The organism is Streptomyces sp. 4F14 (genome assembly GCF_048159485.1).
Lineage (GTDB): Bacteria > Actinomycetota > Actinomycetes > Streptomycetales > Streptomycetaceae > Streptomyces.
The window spans coordinates 63594-85290 of record NZ_JBLRVY010000004.1 but is presented as its reverse complement, the minus strand read 5'-3'; the positions used below and the strand labels follow the sequence as shown (position 1 = coordinate 85290).

The following is a 21697-nucleotide window of genomic DNA, read 5'->3' as shown; positions in this document are numbered from 1 at the left end:
CATGACCATCCTGACAGGGTGCAGCTCGCTTTGAGGGGGTACTGATTTTCTCGGTGGGGGCGGTCCTGCCGGTGCAGTTGTGGTTCGGGGACACCGATGGAGCGGCCGTGGGCCTGTGCCGCGTACCGGCCTTCGGCCATCTGCTCCGCCAGTGGTTCGGCATGGTCTTCCTCGGCTACGAAGCCGAGCAGTCGCTTCGTCTGCTGCCGGTACATCACCCGCATCGAACTCGTCCGAGCAGCTCTTCATGACCCGGCTGCCCGACGGCTCGCGCGGTCTCGCCGTCCGCTGCGCCGGCAACCCTCAAAGCCACCAGGCCGGAACCGAATGGTGCGCCGGCCCCCTCTGGATCCGGCATCTCGGATCACAACTCCACACAGACCCTGGCCCGTTCGGGCCGATCGGCTCGGGGGCCTGGCCGATCGGCCGATGCGGCGGCCGGCCGGCGGTCCGTAGCGTCTGCGGTGGACGAGGACGCGAGGGACGGGAGACGCAGATGGGGCAGCGGGCCGACGGGATGACGACGGAGTTCGGCACGGACGTCGTGGAGGCGTTGGGGCGGGCACTGAAGGTGGCGGTACGGATCGAACTGACGGCCGTCGGCACGGACACGGTGCTCGAAGCCCTGGTGGGGGAGACGGACGCCGGCGAGGCGATCACCCCGGGCATGCGCGCGGCCGGTTCGCTCGGCGGGCACATCAGGGCACTCGCCGGGAGCGGCAGGTGGGTGAGCGAGGACGACGCCGAGGCCGTCGAGGACCGCGAGGTGGACGCCGTGTGGCGCGAGGTCCGCTGGCGTTACCACCTCGCGAAGCGCGAACCCGCCGAACTCCCCGGCACGACCGGGGCGTTGCGCGCCTGCCTGCACCACGCCCTGGAATCGGCCCGCGCCGAAGGAGCACTCGCGGTACGCCACCGCCACGTGGCCCGAGCCCTGCTGGAGATCCCCGGCACCCGCGCACGGGAGGCGATGACGCTGGAGCGCGTCGACACCACCGCCGCGCTGGACAGGCTCGCCGCCCTCGAACCGGACGAGGCCCCGGAGTCGTCCGGCATCCACGTGCTCCGGATGGGCGGGGCGTTCGGCAGGCGGAGGAACCCCGTGATGCGCGTACTGGGCTCCCTGGTCTCGGGCAGCGGCGTGAACGGCTCACCGGTCATGGGCGCGGTCAACGCCGAGGCCCAGCGACAGGCGGCCCGCCACGGCCGGGGCACCGCACGACCGGCGGACCAACTCCTGGGCGTCCTCGCCCTCGACCGCGCCCTGAGCGTCGCCGGCCTCGCACTCCCCGACGACCTCAAGGCCGCCAACTCCGGCGCGGCGGTGCTGCGTCGGCACGGCGTACGGCAGGACACGCTGACCGCCGCCCTCGGCACCACGGGCGAGGACGAGGCGGCCACCACCACCGAGGACGCCACCATCGCCCTGACCCCCGCGGCCCAGCGCGTCACCGACGTCGCCCGCCTCTGTGCCGCCGAGCACGGCGCCCCCACGACCGGCACAGTGCACCTGCTGGCCGCGCTCCTCGACGACGAGACGATCGTGGGCCTCCTCGGCCTGGACGTCGCCGCACTGCGGGCCGACCTGACTCCCCTGCTGGGCGCGTGACCCCCGACGGCTACCGTTCCCCCCAGGAGAACGGCGGAGGGGAGAACATGCGTCACCTGCTCGCGGACGCACGGATGTCGAGGGTGCGCGACGAGGCCGAGGCGATCAGGTCCGCCGTACGCGGCGCGGACCGGCAAACGGTCCGCCGCGAGGTGCTCCTGTGCGTCCTCGCCGCCGTCACCTCCCTGCTGCCCCTCCTGCTCGCACCCCCGGTGTGGCTGGTGCCGGCGCTCCTCGAAGCGGTCGTGGCCGTCCTCCTCGTGCCCGCCCGCCGCCTGAGGCCCACCGCCGCGGTGCTGGGGGCGTCGGTGCTGGTCGTCGGGGAGAACGTGTGGACGGTGGCGGTCGCCCCGCTCGTCGTGCTCGCCGCCGCGCGCCGGATCGCACGGCCCTGGCGGACCGTCGGGACCGCCTGCGCCGTCGCCTGTGCCATCGCCCTCGCCAAGACGCTCGTCCAGCCCGGCAGCCTGCTCATCGGCGTCGGCGGGAGCCTGCTCTCGGCGGTGATCCTCATCGCGCTGCCCGCCCTCGCGGGGACGCTGCTCGGCAGGCGACGGCCGCTGGTCCGCCTCCTCAGGGAGCGCAACGCCTACCTGGAACAGGCCCGGGTCCTCACCGACGAGGCCGCCCGCATGCAGGAGCGCAACCGGATAGCCGGCGAGATGCACGACCTCCTGGGCCACCGTCTCAGCCTCATCTCCGTGCACGCCGGAGCCCTCGAACTCGCCGCCGGACGCCAGGCACCCGCCCTCACCGGACAGGCCGAACTCCTGCGCACCACCGCCGGCACGGCCCTCCAGGAACTCCGCGAGATCCTCGGCGTCCTGCGCCACACGGACCTCGCGGGCGAGGAGCGCGGCACCCGCGAGGACATCGCCGCGCTGGTGACCGAGTCACGGCAGGCGGGCAGCGCCGTCGGCCTGGACTGGTCGGTGCCGGACACGGCCGAGGTGGGGTTCCGGACGCGGCAGGCGATCCACCGGGTCGTGCGGGAGGGGCTGACCAACGCGCTGAAACACGCGGCGGGGGCGCCGGCCGAGGTGGTCGTGCGGGACGCGGGCGGGGCCGTCGAGGTGTCCGTGACGAACGAGGCGCCGGGCACGGCGGTGCGGTCGCAGGGCGGCACCAGCAGCGGGCTCGTCGGATGCGAGGAGCGGGTCGCGCTGCTCGGGGGGAGGTTCGAGGCGGGAGCGCTGCCCGGCGGCGGGTTCCGGATCGCGGCGTGGCTGCCGGGGGAGGGGGCGGGGACGCCGTTCGACGCGGGCGCGCGGGCGGTGTGGTCCCCGGCGCCGGACGAGATCCTGACCTGGCCCCGGGTGCTCGGGTCGGGCTGCCTCGCGGTGACGGTCGTACTGCCGACGGTCGTGTTCCTGCTGATCCTGGTGGTCGCGGAGTTCGTCAAGTGAGCGAGGAACCGGCCGACTTGCCGGCAGACACCCGGCTCCCCCGGGACCGGCCGCCGTCCTCGGGGCCCGCGCCGCATCTCCTAGACTGACCCGATGATCCGAGTCCTGGTCGCCGACGACGAAGCGCTGATGCGGGCCGGGATCCGGCTCATCCTGGAGAACGCCGACGACATCAAGGTGGTCGCCGAAGCGGGCGACGGCCGCGAGGCCGCCGAGGCGTGCCGCACGCAGGAGATCGACGTGGCCCTCCTCGACATCCAGATGCCGGGCCGCGACGGCATCACGGCCGCGGCCGACATCACCCGCCTCTCGCCCCGCACCTGCGTCGTCATGCTGACCGCGTTCGGCGAGGAGGCCGGCGTGACCCGCGCCCTGCGGGCCGGCGCCAGCGGCTTCCTGCTCAAGGACACCGGCCCCGCCGACCTGATCCGCGCGGTACAGCTCGCGGCGCGCGGCGAACCGGTCCTGGCCCCCCGGATCACCCGCCGACTCCTCGACCGGCACGTCCGCTCGGGCCGCGACACCGAGACGGCACGGGCCCGCCTCGCCGCCCTCACCCCCGCCGAACTCGACGTCCTGCGCCTCCTCGCGGCCGGCCTGTCCAACGCGGAGATCGCCGACCGCCTCTACCTGAGCGCCGGCACGGTCAAGGCCCACATCAGCCGCATCCTCACCCGCACCGACTGCGCGAACCGCGTCCAGGCGGCGGTACTGGCCCACGACGCGGGCCTGGCCGACGAGAGCTGAACCCCACCGCCAGGCAGAGGTGTTCGGGCCCCGTACCCCGGAGAAGACGACCGCGTCACCCTGACCGAAAGCTGCCGAGAAAGCTATCGGAACAGCGGACGTCGTATACAGTGCCCAAGGTGACGACGACACCCGACCCCGTGGACACCTGGATCGACTCCTGGCGCACGGAACTCCCCGAGTCCGTGCTCACCTCGACCGAACTCATCAAGCGGATCCTGTGCCTCTCCGCCGGACTGGAAGCCGCGATGCGCCGGACCCTCGCCGAATTCCAGCTCACCCCCGCCGAGTTCGACGTCCTGACCGCGCTGCGCCGCTCCGGCGAGCCGTACCGCATGAAGCCCAACCGCCTCGCCCGCCTCCTCATGCTCTCCACCGGCGGCACCACCAACGTCACCCACCGCCTCGTCGCCCGCGGCTACGTCGTCCGCGTCGCCGACCCCGACGACGCCCGCAGCGCCTGGCTCCACCTCACCCCCGAGGGCGTCGACATCGCCGGACGCGCCGTCCTCACCGTCGGCCGCGCGGTGGAGACCGACCTCTTCGAAGGCGCCCCCACCGACCTCGTCGACCAGGCCACCCACGCCCTGCGCGCCCTGTTCGCCGAGGCACCCGGACTGCGCCGGTAGCGGCTCACCCCCCGCACGTTCACACCCGCCACCCGTACCGCCGCTCCGGCCGCCCCGTCACCCCGTACCGCAGCGACACATCCGCCCGGCCCACCGTGTGGAAGTACTCCAGATACCGCCGCGCACTCACCCGCGAGATCCCCGTCAGCGCCGCGCACTCGGTCGCCGACAGCACCCCGTCGGCGTCCCGCAGCGTACGCTCCACCAGCTCGGCCGTCTCCACACTCATCCCCTTGGGAAGCGCGCTGCTGGGCGCCGAGGACCCCGCGAGGACCCGGTCCACGTCCGCCTGACCGCGCACGACGGCCGTCAGGAGACGGGTACGGCGGGCCGCGTACCGTTCGAGACGCGACCGCAGATCCTCGTACTCGAACGGCTTGAGCAGATAGTCGACGACCCCCTGCCGCACCGCCCCGCGCACCGTCTCCGCCTCGCGGGCCGCGCTGATGACCATCACGTCGCAGTCGTGACCGGCGGCGCGCAGCCGGGAGATCACGTCCAGGCCGAAGACGTCCGGCAGATACAGGTCGAGGAGGACCAGGTCGGGGCGGAGCGCCCCCACGGCCCGCACCGCCTCCTCACCGCTGCCGACCGCGCCGACCACCCGGAACGGCTCGACGCGCTCCACGAACGTACGGTGGACCTTCGCCACCATGAAGTCGTCGTCGACCACGAGGACATCGATCACCGGCTCGCTCCCTCCGCCGCCCGGACCGTCAGCCGGGCGGTGAACACCGCCCCGTCCACCTGGATCTCCCCGCCGTGCCGCTCGCACACGAGCCGCGTCAGCGCGAGCCCGATCCCGCGCTCACCGCCCTCGGCGGCCTTCGTGGTGAACCCGTGCGTGAACACCTCCCGCGCCAGCTCCGGCGCCACCCCCGGACCCGAGTCCCGCACCACGATCTCCACCCCGGTCGCGTCCTGCCGCACCTCGACCTCCACCCACGGATCGTCACCGCCGGAAACCGCCGAGGCCGCCGCGTCGACCGCGTTGTCCACGAGGTTCCCCACGACGGTGGCGACATCGGCGGCGTCCTCGGGCGCCAGCCGCTCCAGCGACGTCCGCTCCGACACCCGCAGAGTGACGCGGCGTTCGGCCGCCAGCGAGGCCTTCGCCGTCAGCAGCGCCGCGACGGCCGTGTCCCGCACCCGGCGGCTCAGCGTCACGTCCAGCGACTGGCGGCGCTGGTTCAACGCCCGGATGTAGTGGACGACTTCCTCCTGCTCCCCGATCTGGATCAGCCCGGAGATGGTGTGCAGCTGGTTCGCGAACTCGTGCGCCTGCGCCCGCAGCAGCTCCGACGTACTGCGAAAGGCCCCGATCTCCCGCTCCAGCCGGGCAAGTTCCGTACGGTCCCTGAGCGTCGTCACCGACCCCAGCAGCCGCCCGTCCTTCGACACCGCCATCCGGTTCAGCACCAGCACCCGCCCCCGGCGTACGACGACCTCGTCCCGCCGGTCGGCACCCTCGGCGAGGACGTCCCGGAGGCGCCCCTCCACGCCGAGTTCGGCGAGGCTCTGGCCCACACAGTCCTCGGGCAGGTCCAGCAGCCGCCGCCCCACCTCGTTCACCAGCGTCAGCCGCCCCTGCGGATCCAGCGCGACGACCCCCTCCGCGATCCCGTACAGCATCGCCTCCCGGTGCTCGGCGAGCCCGGCGATCTCCCGGGGCTCCAGACCCAGCGTCTGCCGCTTCACGCGCCGCGCGAGCAGCCAGGACCCGGCGAGTCCGAGAACCCCCGCGACCCCGAGATAGGCCAGCAGATACGACGACGCGCCGCTCAGGCGCTGCCACGCCGTCGGGGACGCCTCGCCGACCATCACCGTACCCAGGTGCTCCCCGACGTCGCTGCGCGTCTCCGCGAGGACCGGGACCTGCGCGACCAGCTCACGGCTGCCGTCGAGGGCCAGCGACCCCGACCAGCCCCGCCCCTCGCGGGCCTTCGGCATCGCCTCGCCGACCAGCGTCGGGTCCGTCGCGGCGACGATCCGGCCGTCCGCGTCGGCCACCGTCACCGAGGTGACACCGGACTGCGCCTGCGTGGAGTGCACCAGCGCGGCCAGCGCCTCCTGGGGCGCCGGGCGCGAAAGACGGCTGCGGACCAGGGGATTGGCGCCGAGCTGCTCGGCGAGCGCTCCGACCCGGCGACCCTCCACGCGGTGGAACGTCGCCTCCGACTGGGTGAGCGAGATCGCGGCGACCGCCAGCAGGACGACCACCACAATCGCCATCTGGAGCACCAGCATCTCGCCCGCGAGGGTCTGACGACGAAACGTGGTACCCACCGTCCACTCGATCTCACCGGCTGCTGTGGCGCACAATCATGGCGCTCGCCCGGCCGGTTGCGGAAGAGAGGTGCCATGAGGAATCGCCTGCGCCTGGCCCTGCCCGCGCTCCTGCTGACCGGCGCCTGCGGCGACGGCTCCCGTGACGGGCTGCGCATCATGGTCCCCAACACGCCCGGCGGCGGCTACGACACCACCGCCCGCGTCATGGCCCGCGTCATGGACAGGACCGGCATCGCCTCCGACGTCCAGGTCTTCAACCTGCCCGGCGCCGGCGGCACCGTCGGCCTGCGGCGCACCGTCAACGAACGCGGCAACGGACGCCTCGCCCTCCAGATGGGCCTCGGCGTCGTCGGCGCCTCCCACCTCGCCCGGCCCGAGGCGACCGTCGCCGACACCACACCGCTGGCCCGCCTGATCGAGGAGGCCAGCGCCGTCGTCGTACCGAAGGACTCGCCGTACCGCACGGTCGGGGAACTGGTCGCGGCCTGGCGTGCCGATCCCACCGGGGTGACTGTGGGCGGGGGCTCGTCTCCCGGCGGGCCCGACCACCTGCTGCCGATGCGGCTCGCGAAGACGGTCGGGATCGTGCCGCGCCAGGTGCGGTACGTGTCCTACGACGGGGGAGGGGGCGAACTGCTGCCCGCGCTGCTCGACGGGAAGGTCGCGTTCGGTACGAGCGGGTTCGGGGAGTTCCTCGACCAGATCGAGGCCGGACAGCTGCGGGTGCTCGCGGTGACCGGCGCCGCTCGGGTCGCCGCGCTGCCCGGGGTGCCGACGCTCAAGTCCTCCGGCATCGACCTGGAGTTCACCAACTGGCGGGGGATCGTGGCCCCGCCCGGGATCAGTGCCGGGGACCGCCGCAGGTGGGTGGCGGCACTGACCGCACTGCACGACACACCGCAGTGGCAGGGGGAGCTGGCGCGGCGGGGGTGGACCGACGCGTTCTTGACGGGGGAGGCGTTCGGGGCGTTCCTTCAGGAGCAGGACGCGTTCGTGGCCCGGCTGGTCGTCCAACTCGGCCTGGGCTGAACCCGCGTACCGACCACAAAGACCAGAACGTCCATTGCTTGCGCAAGCACGACGGACGTCCGGCGCACGGGCACCCTATGGACACCCCGCACCCCAACTCCCCTTGACTCCCCGTAACTCCCCGTAACTCCCCGTACGACGAACAGGTGGTGGCACCCGTGCGCCTGCGCACCCCGCTCGCCCTGCTCGGGGCCGCGATCCTGCTGCTCCTCGGACCGCCGCTGCTGGCCACCGGCAGCGGCGCCGAGACCGGCACCCAGATCCCGGGCCTGCGCTTCATGGTCCCCAACTCGCCCGGCGGCGGCTACGACATCACCGCCCGCACCGCCGCCCGCAACGCCGAGGACGCCGGACTCACCCACAACATCGAGGTGTTCAACCTCCCCGGCGCCGGCGGCACCGTCGGCCTCGCCCGCCTCGTCAGCGAACACGGCAACGGCCGCCTCGCGATGTCCATGGGCCTCGGCGTCGTCGGCGCGGCCCGCTCCAACGACGCGCCCAAGACGCTGGCCGACACGACACCGATCGCCCGCCTCACCGAGGAACAGGACGTCGTCGTGGTCGCAGCGGACTCGCCGTACAGGACGATCCGCGAACTGATCGACGCCTGGCGCAAGGACCCCGGCAAACTCCCCGTCGGCGGCGGCTCCTCGCCCGGCGGACCCGACCACCTCGCGCCGATGCTGATGGCGCGCGCCGCCGGCATCACCCCGAAGGACGTCAACTACATCCCCTTCGACGGCGGCGGCGAACTCCTCGCCTCCATCCTCGGCAGCAAGGTCGCCTTCGGGGTGTCCGGCGTCGGCGAGTACCTCGACCAGATCAAGTCCGGCGAACTGCGCCTGCTCGCCGTCACCGGCACCGAACGCGTCGCCGGCCTCGACGCCCCGACCCTCCAAGAGGCCGGGTACGACGTCGAGTTCACCAACTGGCGTGGTGTGGTGGCCCCGCCGGGCATCTCCGACGCCCAGCGCGGCAAACTCGTCGCGTTCTTCGAGGAGTTGCACGCCTCGAAGGAGTGGCAGGAGTCCCTCGAACGCAACGGCTGGGACGACGCCTTCCTCACCGGCGACGCCTTCGGGACGTTCCTCGACGAGCAGGACGCGCGCGTCGTGTCCGTACTGAAGGAGCTGGGCCTGTGATGAACCGTGCCTGGTGGCGGGAACGCTCCGAACTCGGCGTCTGCGCCCTCCTGCTGGCGCTCGGCGTCCTCGTCCTCACCGACGCCCTCACGATGGACATCGACATCGGCCAGCGCGGCCCCGTCGGCCCCCGCACCGTACCGCTCGCCGTCGGCGCCGGACTCCTGCTGATCGCCGTCCTCCTGGCCGTGGACGTCCTGCGCGGCGGCCGGGGCGAGGCCGAGTCCGGCGAGGACATCGACCTCTCCGAACCCGCCGACTGGCGTGCCGTGTCGGGCCTGGCCGGGGTGTTCCTCGCCGCAGCCGTCCTCATCGAACCCGTCGGTTTCCCCGTCGCGGGCGCGCTGCTGTTCTGGGGCGCCGCGTTCGTCCTCGGCAGCCGCCGCTTCGACCGCGACCCGCTGATCGCGGCCGTCCTCTCCTTCGTCACCTACATCCTCTTCGACCACCTGCTCGGCGTGCCGCTGCCCGGCGGCCCCCTCATGGGAGTGCTGTGACGTGAATTCCCTCAACTCCCTTGTGGACGGCTTCGGTACGGCCCTCACGCCGGTCAACCTCCTGTGGGCCGCGCTCGGTGTCCTCCTCGGCACCGCGATCGGCGTCCTGCCCGGCATCGGCCCCGCGATGGCGGTCGCGCTGCTCCTGCCGGTGACGTACGGCCTCGAACCCACGGGCGCGTTCATCATGTTCGCCGGGATCTACTACGGCGCGATGTTCGGCGGCTCGACCACGTCGATCCTGCTCAACACGCCCGGCGAGAGCGCCGCCGTGGTCGCGGCCATGGAGGGCAACCCCATGGCCAAGTCGGGGCGCGGCGCGCAGGCCCTCGCCGCCGCTGCCGTCGGCCACTTCGCGGGCGGGATGATCGGCACGATCCTCCTGGTCGTCCTCGCGCCCACGGTCGCCGACCTCGCCGTCGACATCGGTGCCCCCGACTACTTCGCCATCATGGTCCTCGCGTTCATCGCCGTGACCTCCGTCCTCGGCGCCTCCCGCCTGCGCGGCCTCGCCTCCCTGCTGATCGGCCTGACCCTCGGCCTCGTCGGCCTCGACCAGATGACCGGCCAGCAGCGTCTGACCTTCGGCTCCCTCCAACTCGCCGACGGCATCGACGTGGTGATCGTCGCGGTCGGCCTCTTCGCGATCGGTGAAGCGCTGTGGGTCGCCGCCCACCTGCGGCGTACGACGGGGAAGGCGATCCCCGTCGGAAGACCCTGGCTCGGCCGTGACGACGTCAAACGGACCTGGAAGTCCTGGCTGCGCGGCCCGTTCATCGGCTTCCCCTTCGGGGCGATCCCGGCGGGCGGCGCCGAGATCCCCACCTTCCTGTCGTACGTCACGGAGAAACGCCTCTCGAAGCACCCGGACGACTGGGGCAAGGGCGCCATCGAGGGCGTCGCCGGACCCGAGTCGGCGGCCTCCGCCTCCGCCGCCGGAACCCTCGTGTCCATGCTGACGCTGGGCCTGCCGACCACCGCCGTCGCCGCCGTCATGCTGGCCGCGTTCCAGCAGTACGGCATCCAGCCGGGCCCGCTCCTCTTCGAGAACGAACCCGACCTGGTATGGGGCCTCATCGCGTCCCTGTTCGTCGGCATGGTCCTCCTGCTCGCCCTGAACCTGCCGCTCGCGCCGGTGTGGGCGAAGCTCCTGCGCATCCCCCGGCCCTACCTCTACGCGGGCATCCTGTTCTTCGCGGCCGTCGGCGCGTACGCGGTCGGCGGCGAGGTCATCGACCTGGTGATCCTGCTGATCATCGGGCTGATCGGGTTCGGGATGCGGCGCTACGGGCTGCCGGTGCTGCCCGCCGTGATCGGCGTCATCCTCGGCCCCAACGCCGAGCAACAGCTCAGGCGGGCGCTACAGATCAGCGACGGGAGCGTGTCCGGGCTCGTCAACACACCGTTCTCGGTGACCGTCTACGCCGTCGTCCTGATCCTGCTGCTGTGGCCGGCGCTGAAACGGCTCGCGAAACGCGGATGATCTTCCCGCCCTTCACAAGATACAGCTGATGGGGGGCCTTGCCACAAGGCCCCCGTGACGCCGCAGAATCCCCCCTGTTCTCAAGGGGGGTACCCATGTTTGACGTGATCGTGGCCGGCGCCGGACCGACCGGCCTCATGCTCGCCGCCGAACTGCGCCTGCACGGCGTACGCGTGCTCGTGCTGGAGAGGGACCCGGCGCCCAGCGGACAGTCCCGCGCGCTCGGACTGCACGTGCGCAGTATCGAAGTCCTCGACCAGCGCGGCCTGTTGGACCGCTTCCTGCCCTTGGGACAGCGGTTCGCGGTGGGCGGCATCTTCGCCGCCATCCGCACTCCCTGGCCCGAGCGGCTCGACACCGCCCACTCGTACATCCTGGCCGTCCCGCAGACCACCACCGAACGCCTCCTGGCCGAACACGCCGCCGAGGCGGGCGCGGAGGTCCGGCGCGGTGCCGAACTGGTCGGCCTCACGCAGGACTCGGGTGGCGTCACCGTCGAACTCGCCGACGGGAGCCGCGTCCAGGCCCGGTACCTGGTGGGCTGCGACGGCGGACGCAGCACCGTCCGCAGACTCCTCGGCGTCGGCTTCCCCGGCGAACCCGCCGTCTCCGAGACGATGCTCGGCGAGTTCGAAGTCGGAGTGTCGCCCGAGGAGTTGGCGGCCGTCGTCGCCGAAGTCCGGCACAGGAGCGAGCGGTTCGGCACCATGCCGCTCGGGGGCGGCGTGTACCGCGTCATCGTCCCCGCCGAGGGGTTCAGCAAGACTCCGCCGACCCTGGAGGAGTTCAAGCAGCGGCTGCGCGAGTTCGCCGGCACCGACCTCGGCGTCCACTCGCCCCGCTGGATCTCCCGCTTCGGCGACGGCACCCGGCTCGCCGAACGCTACCGGGTGGGACGGGTACTGCTCGCCGGGGACGCCGCGCACGTCCACCCGCCGACCGGCGGCCAGGGACTCAACCTCGGCCTCCAGGACGCGTTCAACCTGGGCTGGAAGCTCGCCGCCGAGGTCAACGGGTGGGCGCCGCAAGGGCTGTTGGACACCTACCACGCCGAACGGCACCCGGTCGCGGCGGCGGTCCTCGACAACACGCGGGCCCAGAGCGAGCTGCTGTCCTCGGAGCCGGGAGCGCGCGCCGTGCGCCGGCTCGTCGCCGAGCTGATGGAGTTCGAGGAGGTCAACCGCCATCTCATCGAGAAGGTCACCGCGATCGGGGTGCGCTACGACTTCGGCGCCGGGCACGAGCTGGCCGGGAAGCGGCTGCGGGACATCGGGCTCAAACGGGGGCGGCTGTACGAGCTGACGCGCACCGGACGCGGCGTCCTGCTGGACCAGAACGGCGCGCTCTCGGCGCGGGGCTGGGCCGACCGCGTGGACCACGTCGTCGACGTCAGCGAGGAACTCGACGTACCCGCCGTGCTGTTGAGGCCCGACGGGCACGTGGCGTGGGCCGGGGAGGGCCAGGAGGATCTGCGCGGGCATCTGGAGCGCTGGTTCGGCGCACCGGGCGCGTGAGGCCGCACCCGGCGCGTGAGGCCGAACCGGGCGGGACCGGTCAACCGGCCCGCCCGGTAAGGGTGTCAGCGCTTCGTGTACAGGAAGCCGACCTTGTCCAGCTCGTCGGCCGCGCGCCCGTGGAAGCCCGCGATCTGCCAGCCGGCGGGCGCGGTGCGGGTGACGCAGTCGGAGGTGGTGGTGCCACCGGCGAGGGTGCGCCCCAGGTTGGTGGTGAACTTGACGGAGAAGATCCGCGTGTGGTCGTCCTTGACGCCCTGGCAGAGGTCGGCCGTCGTCACGTACTCGCCGGAGCCCAGCGTCAGGGACGACGCCGTACCGCCCGTACCGCCGTGCGTGAGGACCGTGCCGTCGGACAGGGTGATGCCGACCTGGTCCACGCGGGTGCCCGCGCGCAGGGAGATCGTCGTGGCGCGGGCGCCCGCCGCGACCTTCGGCAGGTCCTGGTAGTAGTCGCCGTGCGGCCCGCCGAACTGCTCGCTCGCCTGGAAGGCGGGGTTCTGCGACCAGGTGAAGCCGACCGTGACCGGGTCGTGGTCGGAGAGCATCTTGCCGTCGGAGGTGAGGAACTTGGCGTGCTCGTTGTTGTACGAGGTCGCGTTCAGCGTCACCAGCTTGCTGCCCCGGTACAGGACCTTGTCGACGACCTCGCACGTGTTCGGCACGGTCGCCCCGGTCTGGTCGCACACCAGCGCGTCGCTGCCCTTCGCGGGCGGCGTCCCGCCGCGCACCAGCTGCACCCACGCGTCGGTGAGGCCGTTGGCGGCGGCGAACTCGCCGATGGTGTCGGCGGCGCGCGTGTACCGGGTGTTGGTGTCGCCCATGACGACGACCGCGTTGCCCGCGGAGTGGCTGTTGATGAACGCGGTGAGCTGGCTCAGGTTGCTCGCGCGGGACGCCTGGTCACCGTCGTTCGTGCCCGCGTTGGTGTGCAGGTTGTAGAAGTCGACGTACACCCCCTCGGCGAGCCGCTCCCGCATGAAGCTGAAGCCCTTCGGGGTGAGGCAGTCGCCCGAGTCGATCTGGCAGGAGGTCCACCGCACCCGCTCGAAGTCGTCCCCGTCCCACGCGTAGTCGGAGACGGTGTTGAGCCCGCTGCCGATCCCCGCGCCCCCGCTGGTCGCGGTGCGGTAGGCGTGCGTGTCGGTCGAGTACAGGTACGCGTGGTAGTTGAAGTCCTCCTGCACGTTCACGATGTCGTACGGCGCGATACGGCGCCCGATCTCGGTCGTGCTCGTGTCACGCGGCGTCGAGGCGCTGGAGAGCGACTCCGGCAGACCGGCGACGTTGTACGTGAGCACGTTGAAGCTGCCGGACGTCGCGGCCGACGCCGGTGCGGTGGTCGCGGTGAGCGCGCCCACGGCCGCGGCGGCGGTCGCGAGACAGGCGAGGAGTCTGCGCATGGGAAAGGGCCTCCTGGGGGGTGACGAACTAGCACAGTGTCGAGGTCATGTCAGAACGGCGCGACAAGATCGGGTGTCCAACAAGTCCGAGGTCTGTGAAGCGCAGGTTTCCTGACGGACAGCCGGTGCGGAAGTGGTACGGCACGTCAATTGACGTGCGCTTTACCGTCCGCCGTGCTGTGATCGTCCGTCATGGACGCCCCCCTCGCCCCGCCCGCCGACCTGCTCGACCGCATGGCCCGCAACCTCGCCGAACACGCCTGCCACCGCCACCGCACGCTGCCCGGCGCCCACGTCACCGACACCGGCGACCTTTTGATCGCCGACAGCGGCCTGCCCGACGACACCTTCAACCTCGTCACCTCGGCCCGCTTCACCGGGGCGAACGCCGACCGGCGCATCGCCGAAACCACCGCCTCCCTCCCGGCGGACCGCCCGTTCTCCTGGTGGGTGGGGCCCACCTCGACCCCGTACGACCTCAGCGCCCGCCTGACTGCGGCCGGGCATCCGGCGTCCGAGCACGAGACGGCGATGTGGGCGCGACCGGCCGACACCCCGCCCCCGTCCACCACCCTGGACATCCGCCCCGTCACCACCCCCGACCGGCTCGCCGACTACGCTCGGATCCTCGCCGCCAACTGGACCCCGCCCTCGGCCACCGTCCCCCGCTTCCACGCCGGCGCCCTCACCCCCGGCTCCCCGGCCCACTACCTCGTCGGCTACAGCGACGGCACCCCCGTCTGCACCGCCGAGGTCTTCCTGCACGCCGGCGTCGCCGGCCTCTACAACATCGCCACCCTCGCCGCCCACCGCAGGCAGGGCCACGGCGGCGCCATCACCCACGCCGCCCTGCGCACCGCCCTCGCCCACGGCCACCGCACCGTCGTCCTCCAGGCGTCCCCCGAGGGCGAACCCGTGTACCGGCGCCTGGGCTTCCGCCCCTGCGGCCGGTACACGGAACACGCCGTGCGGGTCAGAGCAGTTCGAGGAACCGGTCGGTGAACTCCTCGGTGCTCGCACCGCCGCCCAGATCCGGCGTCCGTACGTCCGTGCGCGCCAGCAGCGCCGCCATCGCGTCGGTGACCTCCCGGGCCGCCTCGGGATGCCCGAGGTGCTCCAGCATCAGCGCCGCCGACCAGATCGCGCCCAGCGGATTGGCGACACCCCGGCCCGCGATGTCGGGGGCGGAACCGTGCACCGGCTCGAACATCGAGGGGTACTCCCGCTCGGGGTTCAGGTTCGCGGACGGCGCGATCCCGATGGACCCGGCGACAGCGGCGGCCAGGTCGCTGAGGATGTCACCGAAGAGGTTGGAGGCCACGACGACGTCGTAACGCTCCGGTACCAGCACGAACTTGGCGGCCAGCGCGTCGATGTGCTCCTGCTCCCACACGACCTGGGGGAAACGCTCGGCCCGCTCCGCGACGAGCTGGTCCCAGAACGGCATGGTGTGCACGATCCCGTTCGACTTCGTCGCGGACGTCAGCCGGCCGCCCCGCCGCGCCGCCAGCCCGAAGGCGTGGTCCAGGACACGCGTCACGCCCGCCCGCGTGAACACGGCTTCCTGCACGGCGAGTTCCTCCGGGAAACCGGCGTTCATCCGGCCCCCGACCTCGCTGTACTCGCCCTCGTTGTTCTCCCGCACCACCACGAAGTCCACCGCCCCGGGCCGCGCCCCGCGCACCGGGCTCTCGACGCCCTCGAAGACGCGGATCGGCCGCAGGTTGACGTACTGGCGCAAGCCCCGCCGGATCGGGATCAGCAGCCCCCACAGCGACACGTGATCGGGAACCCCGGGACACCCCACGGCCCCCAGCAGGATCGCGTCCTTGTCCCGGAGCTGGTCGAGCCCGTCGTCCGGCATCATCGCGCCCTCGCGCACATAGCGCTCGCAGGACCAGTCGTACGAGGTGTAGGTGAGCCCGAAGCCGTGCCGGCGGCCGAGGAGGTCCAGGACCCGCTGGGCCGGGGGCAGCACTTCGGCGCCGATGCCGTCGCCGGGGATGAGGGCGATGTGGTGGTTCGTCATGGCGTCGATTTCAGCAACAGGGCTGGTGGGGCGTCCAAGACGGAGATCGGATCGGCCTTATAGGGAGCGCTTATCAGCGGCGTCGATGTCCGCCGCGATCCCCAGGAACGCCGAAGCCGCCGGAGACACCGCACCCCGACGGCACACCAACGCGATCTCCAAAGCGGTCTCCGGCTCGATGTCCATCACGTGCGCGCCCGTCTGCCGGGCGATCCCCCGCCACGCCTCGGTGACGACGGCCGCGCCGACCCCGGCGAGCACCAACGGCAGCAGCGCCACCCGGTGTTCGGTCTCCACGGCCACGGTGAAATCGACGCCCCGCGCGCGCAGTGCGTCGACGTAGGCGCGCAGCCCGGTGCCGGGCTGCCCCACGATCAGCCGCTGACCCGCCAGTTCCTCGCAGCGCACAGCGGTACGCCCGGCCAGCGGACTGTCCGGCGGGACCATCAGCAGCAGCCGCTGCCGGCCCAGCGCCCGTACGGCGACCTCGCTGTCCGGCAGCGGTCCGACGGACGCCAGGATCCCCAGCTCCACCGCGCCCGTGCGCACCAGGTCGATCACCTCGCGCGGCGTGAACGCGGCCCTGACCGCCACGGTCACCCCGGGGTGCAGCCGGCTGAACGCGGCGGTCAACGTGCTCAGCGGCTCCACCGCCTGCGACGGCGAACACGCGAGATCCAGCCGCCCCGTCCGCAGCTCGTGCACGGCCTCGACACTCGACCGCGCCGTCTGGAGACTCCGTACGGCCTCCCGCGCCGGGCCGATGAGCGCCCGCCCCGCCTCCGTCAGGACGGCCCGCCGCCCGATCCGGTGGAAGAGGTCCGTCCCGAGGTCCCGCTCCAGCGCCCGCACGGCCTGCGACAGCGACGGCTGCGAGACGTACGACGCGGTCGCGGCGCGGTGGAAGCCGCCGTGGTCGACGATCGCGAGGAAGTACTCCAACTGCCTGATGTCCACGCACACCCCTTCGGCCGGGCGCTCGTACCTGAGTACCTGAGTGGTCCGTCATACCTGAGTGGTCGGTCATTCGGCCGAGGCAGGGCCCGAGAACGGCTGCGGAGTGTGACCGTTCGGCCGATCCGCGGTGACGTGCTGTGACGGGACAGTGAAGGTGCAACGCCTCACCCGCCTCGCCTCGCCACAGGAGTACGGCCATGTCGATCCCGTCGCTCGAAGCCTTGCCGGTACGGCCCGGAGCCCGCCTGCTGCCGGCCGCGTCGTACTGGTGGGCGTGCGCCGGGTTCGCGCTGGCGCTGGCGTCGGTCACGACGCTCACCTCCCACCGGGTGTGGGGGCTGTGCGCGGCGGTCGGGTACGGGACCGCGGCGCTGGTGGCGCGCAGGACCGGCAGCCCGTGGGCGTGGGCCGCCGCGAGGCCGGCGCTGGCCGGGGCGGTGGCGGTGCCGCTCGTCGTGCTGATGGTGATGGGGGTGGCGCAGTCCGAGGTGGGGGTCGTGGAGCACTCGGGAAGCCTGCTGCTGAGCGGCGGGAGCCCCTATGTCTCCCACCCGGTCGAGGTCGGTGACTACAACCCGTATCTGCCGGGGATGGCACTGTTCGGGCTGCCGCACGCGCTGCTGGGCGAAGTGCCCCTCGCCGACGCCCGGCTGTGGTTCGCGGTGGTGTTCCTGGCGTCGCTGGGCCTGGCCGCGCGGCTCGGGCCCGGCTCCCGGCAGGGCGAGGGCCGCGCGGGCACGGCGGTCGTGCCGCTGCTCGCCGCGTTCCCCGCGGTCGCTCTGCTGCTCGCCGTCGGCGGGGTGGATCTGCCGGTCATCGGGCTCATGTGCCTCGCGTTGACCCTCGCGGGCCGACGCGGGACGGGCACCTGGGCCGGGGTGGCGACAGGGGCCGCGGCGGCGCTGAAGTGGACGGCCTGGCCGCTGCTGCCGGTGGCGCTCGTGCTGGTCGCGGCGGTGTCGGGACGGCGGGCCGCCGTGCGGGCCGGGTGGGTGGCACTGGTGGTGGCCTGCGCGGTCGTGCTGCCGTCGGCCCTGGTCGACCCGAGGGCGTTCGTCGAACAGGTGGTGCTGTTCCCGCTGGGCGCGGGACACGCCGGATCGCCCGCGACGAGTCCGCTGCCGGGGTACCTGCTGGCCACCCACGTGCCGGGCGGCAGGACCCTCGCGGTGGCCGCGCTCGCGGCGAGCGCCGTGGCGATCGGGGTGTCCCTGACGGTGCGCCCGCCGCGCACGCTCGTCGCCGCCGCGGACCGGCTGGCGCTCGGACTGGGCCTCGCGATGTGCCTGATGCCGGCGACGCGGTTCGGCTACCTCGTCTACCCCATGGTGCTGCTGGTGTGGTTCCGGCGGGAGACGTGGACGCGGTGGGCGGCGAAGACGACGGGGCGGGTGGTGGCCGGGCGGGGAACGGTCGTGGTCACAGGCGGGGCGGGCCGTGCGGTGGTTGAGGCGCTCGCCTTCACGGGCCGTGCGGAGGCCGAGACGCCTGCCGTCACGGGCCGGGCCCGCCGCGGAGAGAAAGAGGGGCCCGCCCCTTCGGAAGAGGCGGGCCGGGGGGTGAGGGAATGTCAGCCGACGGTGTAGGTGTACGGGATGCCGGTCAGGACGGAACCGGTGCGTTCGGCGAACGCGGGGGTGTACGTCTCGACGTACAGGGTGCCGTGGACCACCGTCCCGGCCGGCGCGGTCGGCTTGACCGTGGCCTTGAGGGTGACGGTGCCGTCCGCCGCGACGAACACCGGGGCGAGTGTCGAACCGGGCTGCCACAGGTCGCCGGTGGCCGGTTCGACGGCCGGGTCGAAGGCCCTGGTGCGGGCGGTGAGCGTGAGGTGACCGGTGCCCTTGGGTGCCTGGGCGGTGCCGAAGGGGCCGGCCGGGGTCAGCTCCGTGTACCAGTCGCCGGGGGTGACCTCGGCGGCGGACAGCGAGGCGGTCACGGTGCCGTCGGTGCGCGCGAAGCCGACGACGTCCGGTGCGACCGTGGTGTGGGCCATCTCCACGTCCACCGGGGAGTCGGCGGTGGCGACGGCGGTGAGCGCGCTGGTGTGCCGGGGCACCCGCCAGTTCGCCGGGTCGGGGAACGGCAACTGCGCGGTCGCCGAACCGCTCGTCGGGGTCAGCACCAGGTCGGTGTCGGCGGCGAGGCGGGGATCGAGGAAGAGGTAGCGCCCGGCGGACCCGGTGTTCTTCACCCGCACCGTCACCTCCTGCGCGACACCGCGCGCGAGCTTCTGCGCCGGGTCGCCCGGCAGCCCGGAGGCGGTGACGTCGACGGTGTCGTAGCGGACGTGCCCGGTGACCCGGTCGGTGAAGTCCTTGCCGCTGACCGGGTTCGGCAGGACGACGAGCAGCCGCCAGCGCCCGGCGGCGGGGGAGTCGGCGGTGAGGGACGCGGCGGTCGTCGGCGTCGTGCCGTCCGCGCCGGTCAGGTTGGTGTCGGAGGCGGCGATCTGGCCCTCGGGGTCGACGAGGTAGTACGCGAGCGTGGTGTCCGGGTCCTGTGCGGCGAGGTCGACGCTCAGGTTCCGGTGACCGGCCGGGACGTCCAGGTCGTAGCCGAGGACCTGACCGACGACCCGGCCCACCCCTCCGGTGACCGTCGCGGTGAACGACTCGCCGAGCAGGGTCCGCCGGGAGACGGGCACCGACAGCCGGGTGCCGTCCGTCGCCGCGAACTGGAGGGACGCGGGCGCGTCACCGGCCTCGGCGGGCAGCGTCACGCGCACGGGGAAGTCGGCGGTGGCCCCCGGCGCGATGGTCCGGGTGACCTCGGGAACCCCGGCGGAGGCGAACGCGTGCCCGCTGAACCGGAGTTTCACGGCACCCCGGTAGGAGCCGGGCTTGATCGGCGGGTCCGCGAGATGGGCCCGCCCGTTGTTCCACACGACCTTCGCCGTCCAGGTCCCCGCGACCGGGTGATGGACGTCGACGTGCTGGTAGTTCGGATAGCTGCCGTAGCCGTCGTAGTCGTACGACATCTGCGTGAGCCGGCCCTCGGGGTCCACGAGGAACAGCGCGAGCGTGCCCGAGTCGCCGGTGCCCGGCCAGACCATCTGGGCGTCGAGCAGCGGGGTCCCGGCCGGGACGTCGAAGGTGACCGGCGGCGCGGCCAGGGCCCCTTCGGGTGCCCCGGTGTCCAGCGGGTCGCCGACGGTCGCGGTGCGGTCGGTGCGGAACGTCTCGGCGCCGACCGCCCGCGAGCCCATGGTGACCTGGCGGGACACCGTGCCGGTGTTGGTGAGGGAGACGGTCGTGTCGTGGGCGCTGCCGGGTGCGCCGGTGACGTTCACCTGGCTCACCGACGGCAGGAGCCCGCCGTCGCCCCGGGCGGCCCGCACCGCGGCCTCGGTGTCCAGGAGTCCCGCGCCCTGGTCGTCGGCGGGGGAGTCCAGGTCGGTCGCGGTGCCGGTGAGGATGCGCTTGACCAGGCCGGGCGCGGGCCGCGCGCCGCCGTGGGCGTGCTCGTACGCCTCGATCACCAGCGCGGCGGCGCCCGCGACGAAGGGGGCCGCCTGGCTGGTGCCGCCCCAGACGAGGGTGTCCCCGGTGCAGCCTGTGTAGTGCGGGTCGGCCGTGCACGGCGCCATGCCGGCCTGCGCGGGGGCGACCAGGTCGACGAGCTTGCCGCCCTGGGTGGTGCCGCCGGAGGACAGGGCCGCGATGTCGCCGCTGGTGTACTTCGGGTAGCCGTACGCCTGGGCGACCAGCCGGAAGGCGTTGGTGCCGCCGACGGTGATCGTGTCCGGGTCGCTCGCCGGGGCACCGATCGTGCCGGAGGTCCCGGAGTCGCCGCTGCCGTGGACGACGGTCACCCCGGCGGCGACCGCCGCGCGGATCGCGATGCGCAACGGGTCGTCGGGGGTGTCGGGGAGGGCGCCGTAGTCGGTGGAGACGTTGATGACGTCGGCCTTCTCGTTCCACACGGCGTCGTCGATGGCGCGGGCCATCTGCGACAGCCAGCCGCCCGAGTGCTCGCCCCACACCTTCAGGGCGACGAGGTCGGCGTCCGGGGCGAAGCCGCGGATGTGGAACGTGCAGCCCTTCGGGAGCCCGGCGTGCGGAAGCTCCGTCGCCAGGTCGTAGGTCCGGGCGCCCTGCGCCGCGATGGCCCCGGCGTCGCCGAACGCCTCGCCGCCGTCGGTGTGGTCGGCGGTGCCGTCGCCGGTGAAGTCCCGGACGGCGGAGATGACATGGCTGCCGTCGGGCCGCACGAACTCGGGGTTGTCGACGTCGACGCCCTCGCTGAAGAACGCGACCTTCACGCCCTTGCCGGTAGCCAGGTGCTGCGCCGAGTCGGCCCGGGTGAGGTGCAGCGCCTCGGGCTCCACGAGGGGCGTCGCGGGATCCGCCGGACACGGCCCGGACGCCGGGGTCGCCGTGGGGGAGACGGAGGCGGCGTTCGCGGTGCGGTGGGGGGCGGGGATCCAGCGGTCCGGTACGACGGCGGCGACGGCGGGGTCCGCCGCGAGCCGGGACCGTTCGGCGGGGGAGACGGTCGCGGCGACGGCGTTGACCGAGGCCAGGCGCTGGACGTGCGTCGCGCCGCTGTCCTTGAGGGCGTGCAGCAGGGGGAGTTGGTCGTGGTCGAGGGCGTGCGCGCGCTGGGTCGCGCGGGCGCGTGGGAGGAGGTTCTGATGCTGGTCGCGCATCACGACGACGACGCGCTGTGTGGGGGAGGCGGAGGCGGCTGCCCGCGCCGGAGTGGGGGGTATCTCGCCGGCTGCCGTCAGGCAGGACAGGACGACGGCCGCGACGGCGCCGCCGGCGAGTGCTCTTTTCGTGCTCACCTGACGATCGTCGATCGGCAAGTTGACGGTCGCCCCATCAGAACGCCAGATTTTGACAAAGAGATGGGCCTCGGGAGGACGGACGGCCGTATTCCGCCCGGCGTTCCGCAGGTTTTTCTCCCAGCACCCCGACTGATATGTCAGCTGACAATTCAGGGAGTGATTCCGAGGACC

Annotated in this window: 17 protein-coding genes; 11 read left to right on the top strand and 6 right to left on the bottom strand. The window is 72.9% G+C overall.

Going from position 1 to position 21697, the window contains the following annotated elements; genetic code table 11:
• Positions 1 to 496 precede the first annotated feature (496 nt).
• The 4 genes from ACLZOT_RS07355 (at position 497) to ACLZOT_RS07340 (ending at position 4391) form a co-directional block, all read left to right on the top strand.
• Positions 497 to 1609, top strand: a complete 1113-nt coding sequence (locus ACLZOT_RS07355; RefSeq protein ID WP_416967932.1) for a hypothetical protein — start codon at positions 497 to 499, stop codon at positions 1607 to 1609.
• A 47-nt stretch (positions 1610 to 1656) separates the two neighbouring features.
• Positions 1657 to 3015 (top strand): sensor histidine kinase, encoded by a 1359-nt coding sequence (locus ACLZOT_RS07350; protein WP_416967931.1) that lies wholly within the window; start codon positions 1657 to 1659, stop codon positions 3013 to 3015.
• A 93-nt stretch (positions 3016 to 3108) separates the two neighbouring features.
• Entirely contained in the window at positions 3109 to 3762 is a 654-nt protein-coding gene (locus ACLZOT_RS07345) for a response regulator (protein WP_416967930.1), read from the top strand.
• Between the two features lie 119 nt (positions 3763 to 3881).
• The gene (locus ACLZOT_RS07340; RefSeq protein WP_416967929.1) at positions 3882 to 4391 is read left to right on the top strand and encodes a MarR family winged helix-turn-helix transcriptional regulator; all 510 of its coding nucleotides are present in this window, start codon (positions 3882 to 3884) and stop codon (positions 4389 to 4391) included.
• Between the two features lie 19 nt (positions 4392 to 4410).
• On the opposite strand, the gene ACLZOT_RS07335 is transcribed toward ACLZOT_RS07340, so the two are convergent.
• The gene (locus tag ACLZOT_RS07335) at positions 4411 to 5079 is read right to left on the bottom strand and encodes a response regulator (RefSeq protein WP_416967928.1); all 669 of its coding nucleotides are present in this window, start codon (positions 5077 to 5079) and stop codon (positions 4411 to 4413) included.
• Complete coding sequence (locus ACLZOT_RS07330) at positions 5076 to 6677, bottom strand: ATP-binding protein (protein WP_416967927.1); 1602 nt, start codon at positions 6675 to 6677, stop codon at positions 5076 to 5078. Before ACLZOT_RS07330 ends, ACLZOT_RS07335 begins: the two co-directional genes overlap by 4 nt.
• A gap of 75 nt (positions 6678 to 6752) precedes the next feature.
• Here ACLZOT_RS07330 and ACLZOT_RS07325 point away from each other — a divergent pair, with 75 nt between their 5' ends.
• The 5 genes from ACLZOT_RS07325 (at position 6753) to rox (ending at position 12345) form a co-directional block, all read left to right on the top strand.
• Positions 6753 to 7709 (top strand): Bug family tripartite tricarboxylate transporter substrate binding protein, encoded by a 957-nt coding sequence (locus ACLZOT_RS07325; RefSeq protein ID WP_416967926.1) that lies wholly within the window; start codon positions 6753 to 6755, stop codon positions 7707 to 7709.
• Between the two features lie 158 nt (positions 7710 to 7867).
• Entirely contained in the window at positions 7868 to 8851 is a 984-nt protein-coding gene (locus tag ACLZOT_RS07320; RefSeq protein ID WP_416968312.1) for a Bug family tripartite tricarboxylate transporter substrate binding protein, read from the top strand.
• On the top strand, positions 8851 to 9348 hold the full coding sequence (locus ACLZOT_RS07315; protein WP_416967925.1) for a tripartite tricarboxylate transporter TctB family protein: 498 nt from the start codon (positions 8851 to 8853) through the stop codon (positions 9346 to 9348). The genes ACLZOT_RS07320 and ACLZOT_RS07315 overlap by 1 nt, the downstream gene beginning before the upstream one ends.
• A 1-nt stretch (position 9349) precedes the next feature.
• On the top strand, positions 9350 to 10831 hold the full coding sequence (locus ACLZOT_RS07310) for a tripartite tricarboxylate transporter permease (RefSeq protein WP_416967924.1): 1482 nt from the start codon (positions 9350 to 9352) through the stop codon (positions 10829 to 10831).
• Between the two features lie 95 nt (positions 10832 to 10926).
• Positions 10927 to 12345, top strand: a complete 1419-nt coding sequence (gene rox / locus ACLZOT_RS07305; RefSeq protein ID WP_416967923.1) for a rifampin monooxygenase — start codon at positions 10927 to 10929, stop codon at positions 12343 to 12345.
• Positions 12346 to 12410: 65 nt separating this feature from the next.
• Here the strand turns inward: rox and ACLZOT_RS07300 are convergent, their stop codons facing one another.
• Positions 12411 to 13748: a jacalin-like lectin gene (locus tag ACLZOT_RS07300; protein ID WP_416967922.1), complete on the bottom strand. Its 1338-nt coding sequence runs from the start codon at positions 13746 to 13748 to the stop codon at positions 12411 to 12413.
• A gap of 234 nt (positions 13749 to 13982) precedes the next feature.
• Here ACLZOT_RS07300 and ACLZOT_RS07295 point away from each other — a divergent pair, with 234 nt between their 5' ends.
• Complete coding sequence (locus tag ACLZOT_RS07295) at positions 13983 to 14750, top strand: GNAT family N-acetyltransferase (protein WP_416968311.1); 768 nt, start codon at positions 13983 to 13985, stop codon at positions 14748 to 14750.
• Here ACLZOT_RS07295 and ACLZOT_RS07290 read toward each other — a convergent pair.
• Positions 14722 to 15777, bottom strand: coding sequence for a tartrate dehydrogenase (locus ACLZOT_RS07290; protein ID WP_416967921.1), 1056 nt, complete (start codon positions 15775 to 15777; stop codon positions 14722 to 14724). The two genes, ACLZOT_RS07295 and ACLZOT_RS07290, sit on opposite strands and share 29 nt — an antisense overlap.
• A gap of 57 nt (positions 15778 to 15834) precedes the next feature.
• Positions 15835 to 16734, bottom strand: coding sequence for a LysR family transcriptional regulator (locus tag ACLZOT_RS07285; RefSeq protein ID WP_416967920.1), 900 nt, complete (start codon positions 16732 to 16734; stop codon positions 15835 to 15837).
• Between the two features lie 197 nt (positions 16735 to 16931).
• Here ACLZOT_RS07285 and ACLZOT_RS07280 point away from each other — a divergent pair, with 197 nt between their 5' ends.
• The gene (locus ACLZOT_RS07280; protein WP_416967919.1) at positions 16932 to 18320 is read left to right on the top strand and encodes a glycosyltransferase 87 family protein; all 1389 of its coding nucleotides are present in this window, start codon (positions 16932 to 16934) and stop codon (positions 18318 to 18320) included.
• On the opposite strand, the gene ACLZOT_RS07275 is transcribed toward ACLZOT_RS07280, so the two are convergent.
• Positions 18305 to 21523: a S8 family serine peptidase gene (locus ACLZOT_RS07275; protein ID WP_416967918.1), complete on the bottom strand. Its 3219-nt coding sequence runs from the start codon at positions 21521 to 21523 to the stop codon at positions 18305 to 18307. The two genes, ACLZOT_RS07280 and ACLZOT_RS07275, sit on opposite strands and share 16 nt — an antisense overlap.
• Positions 21524 to 21697: the final 174 nt, after the last annotated feature.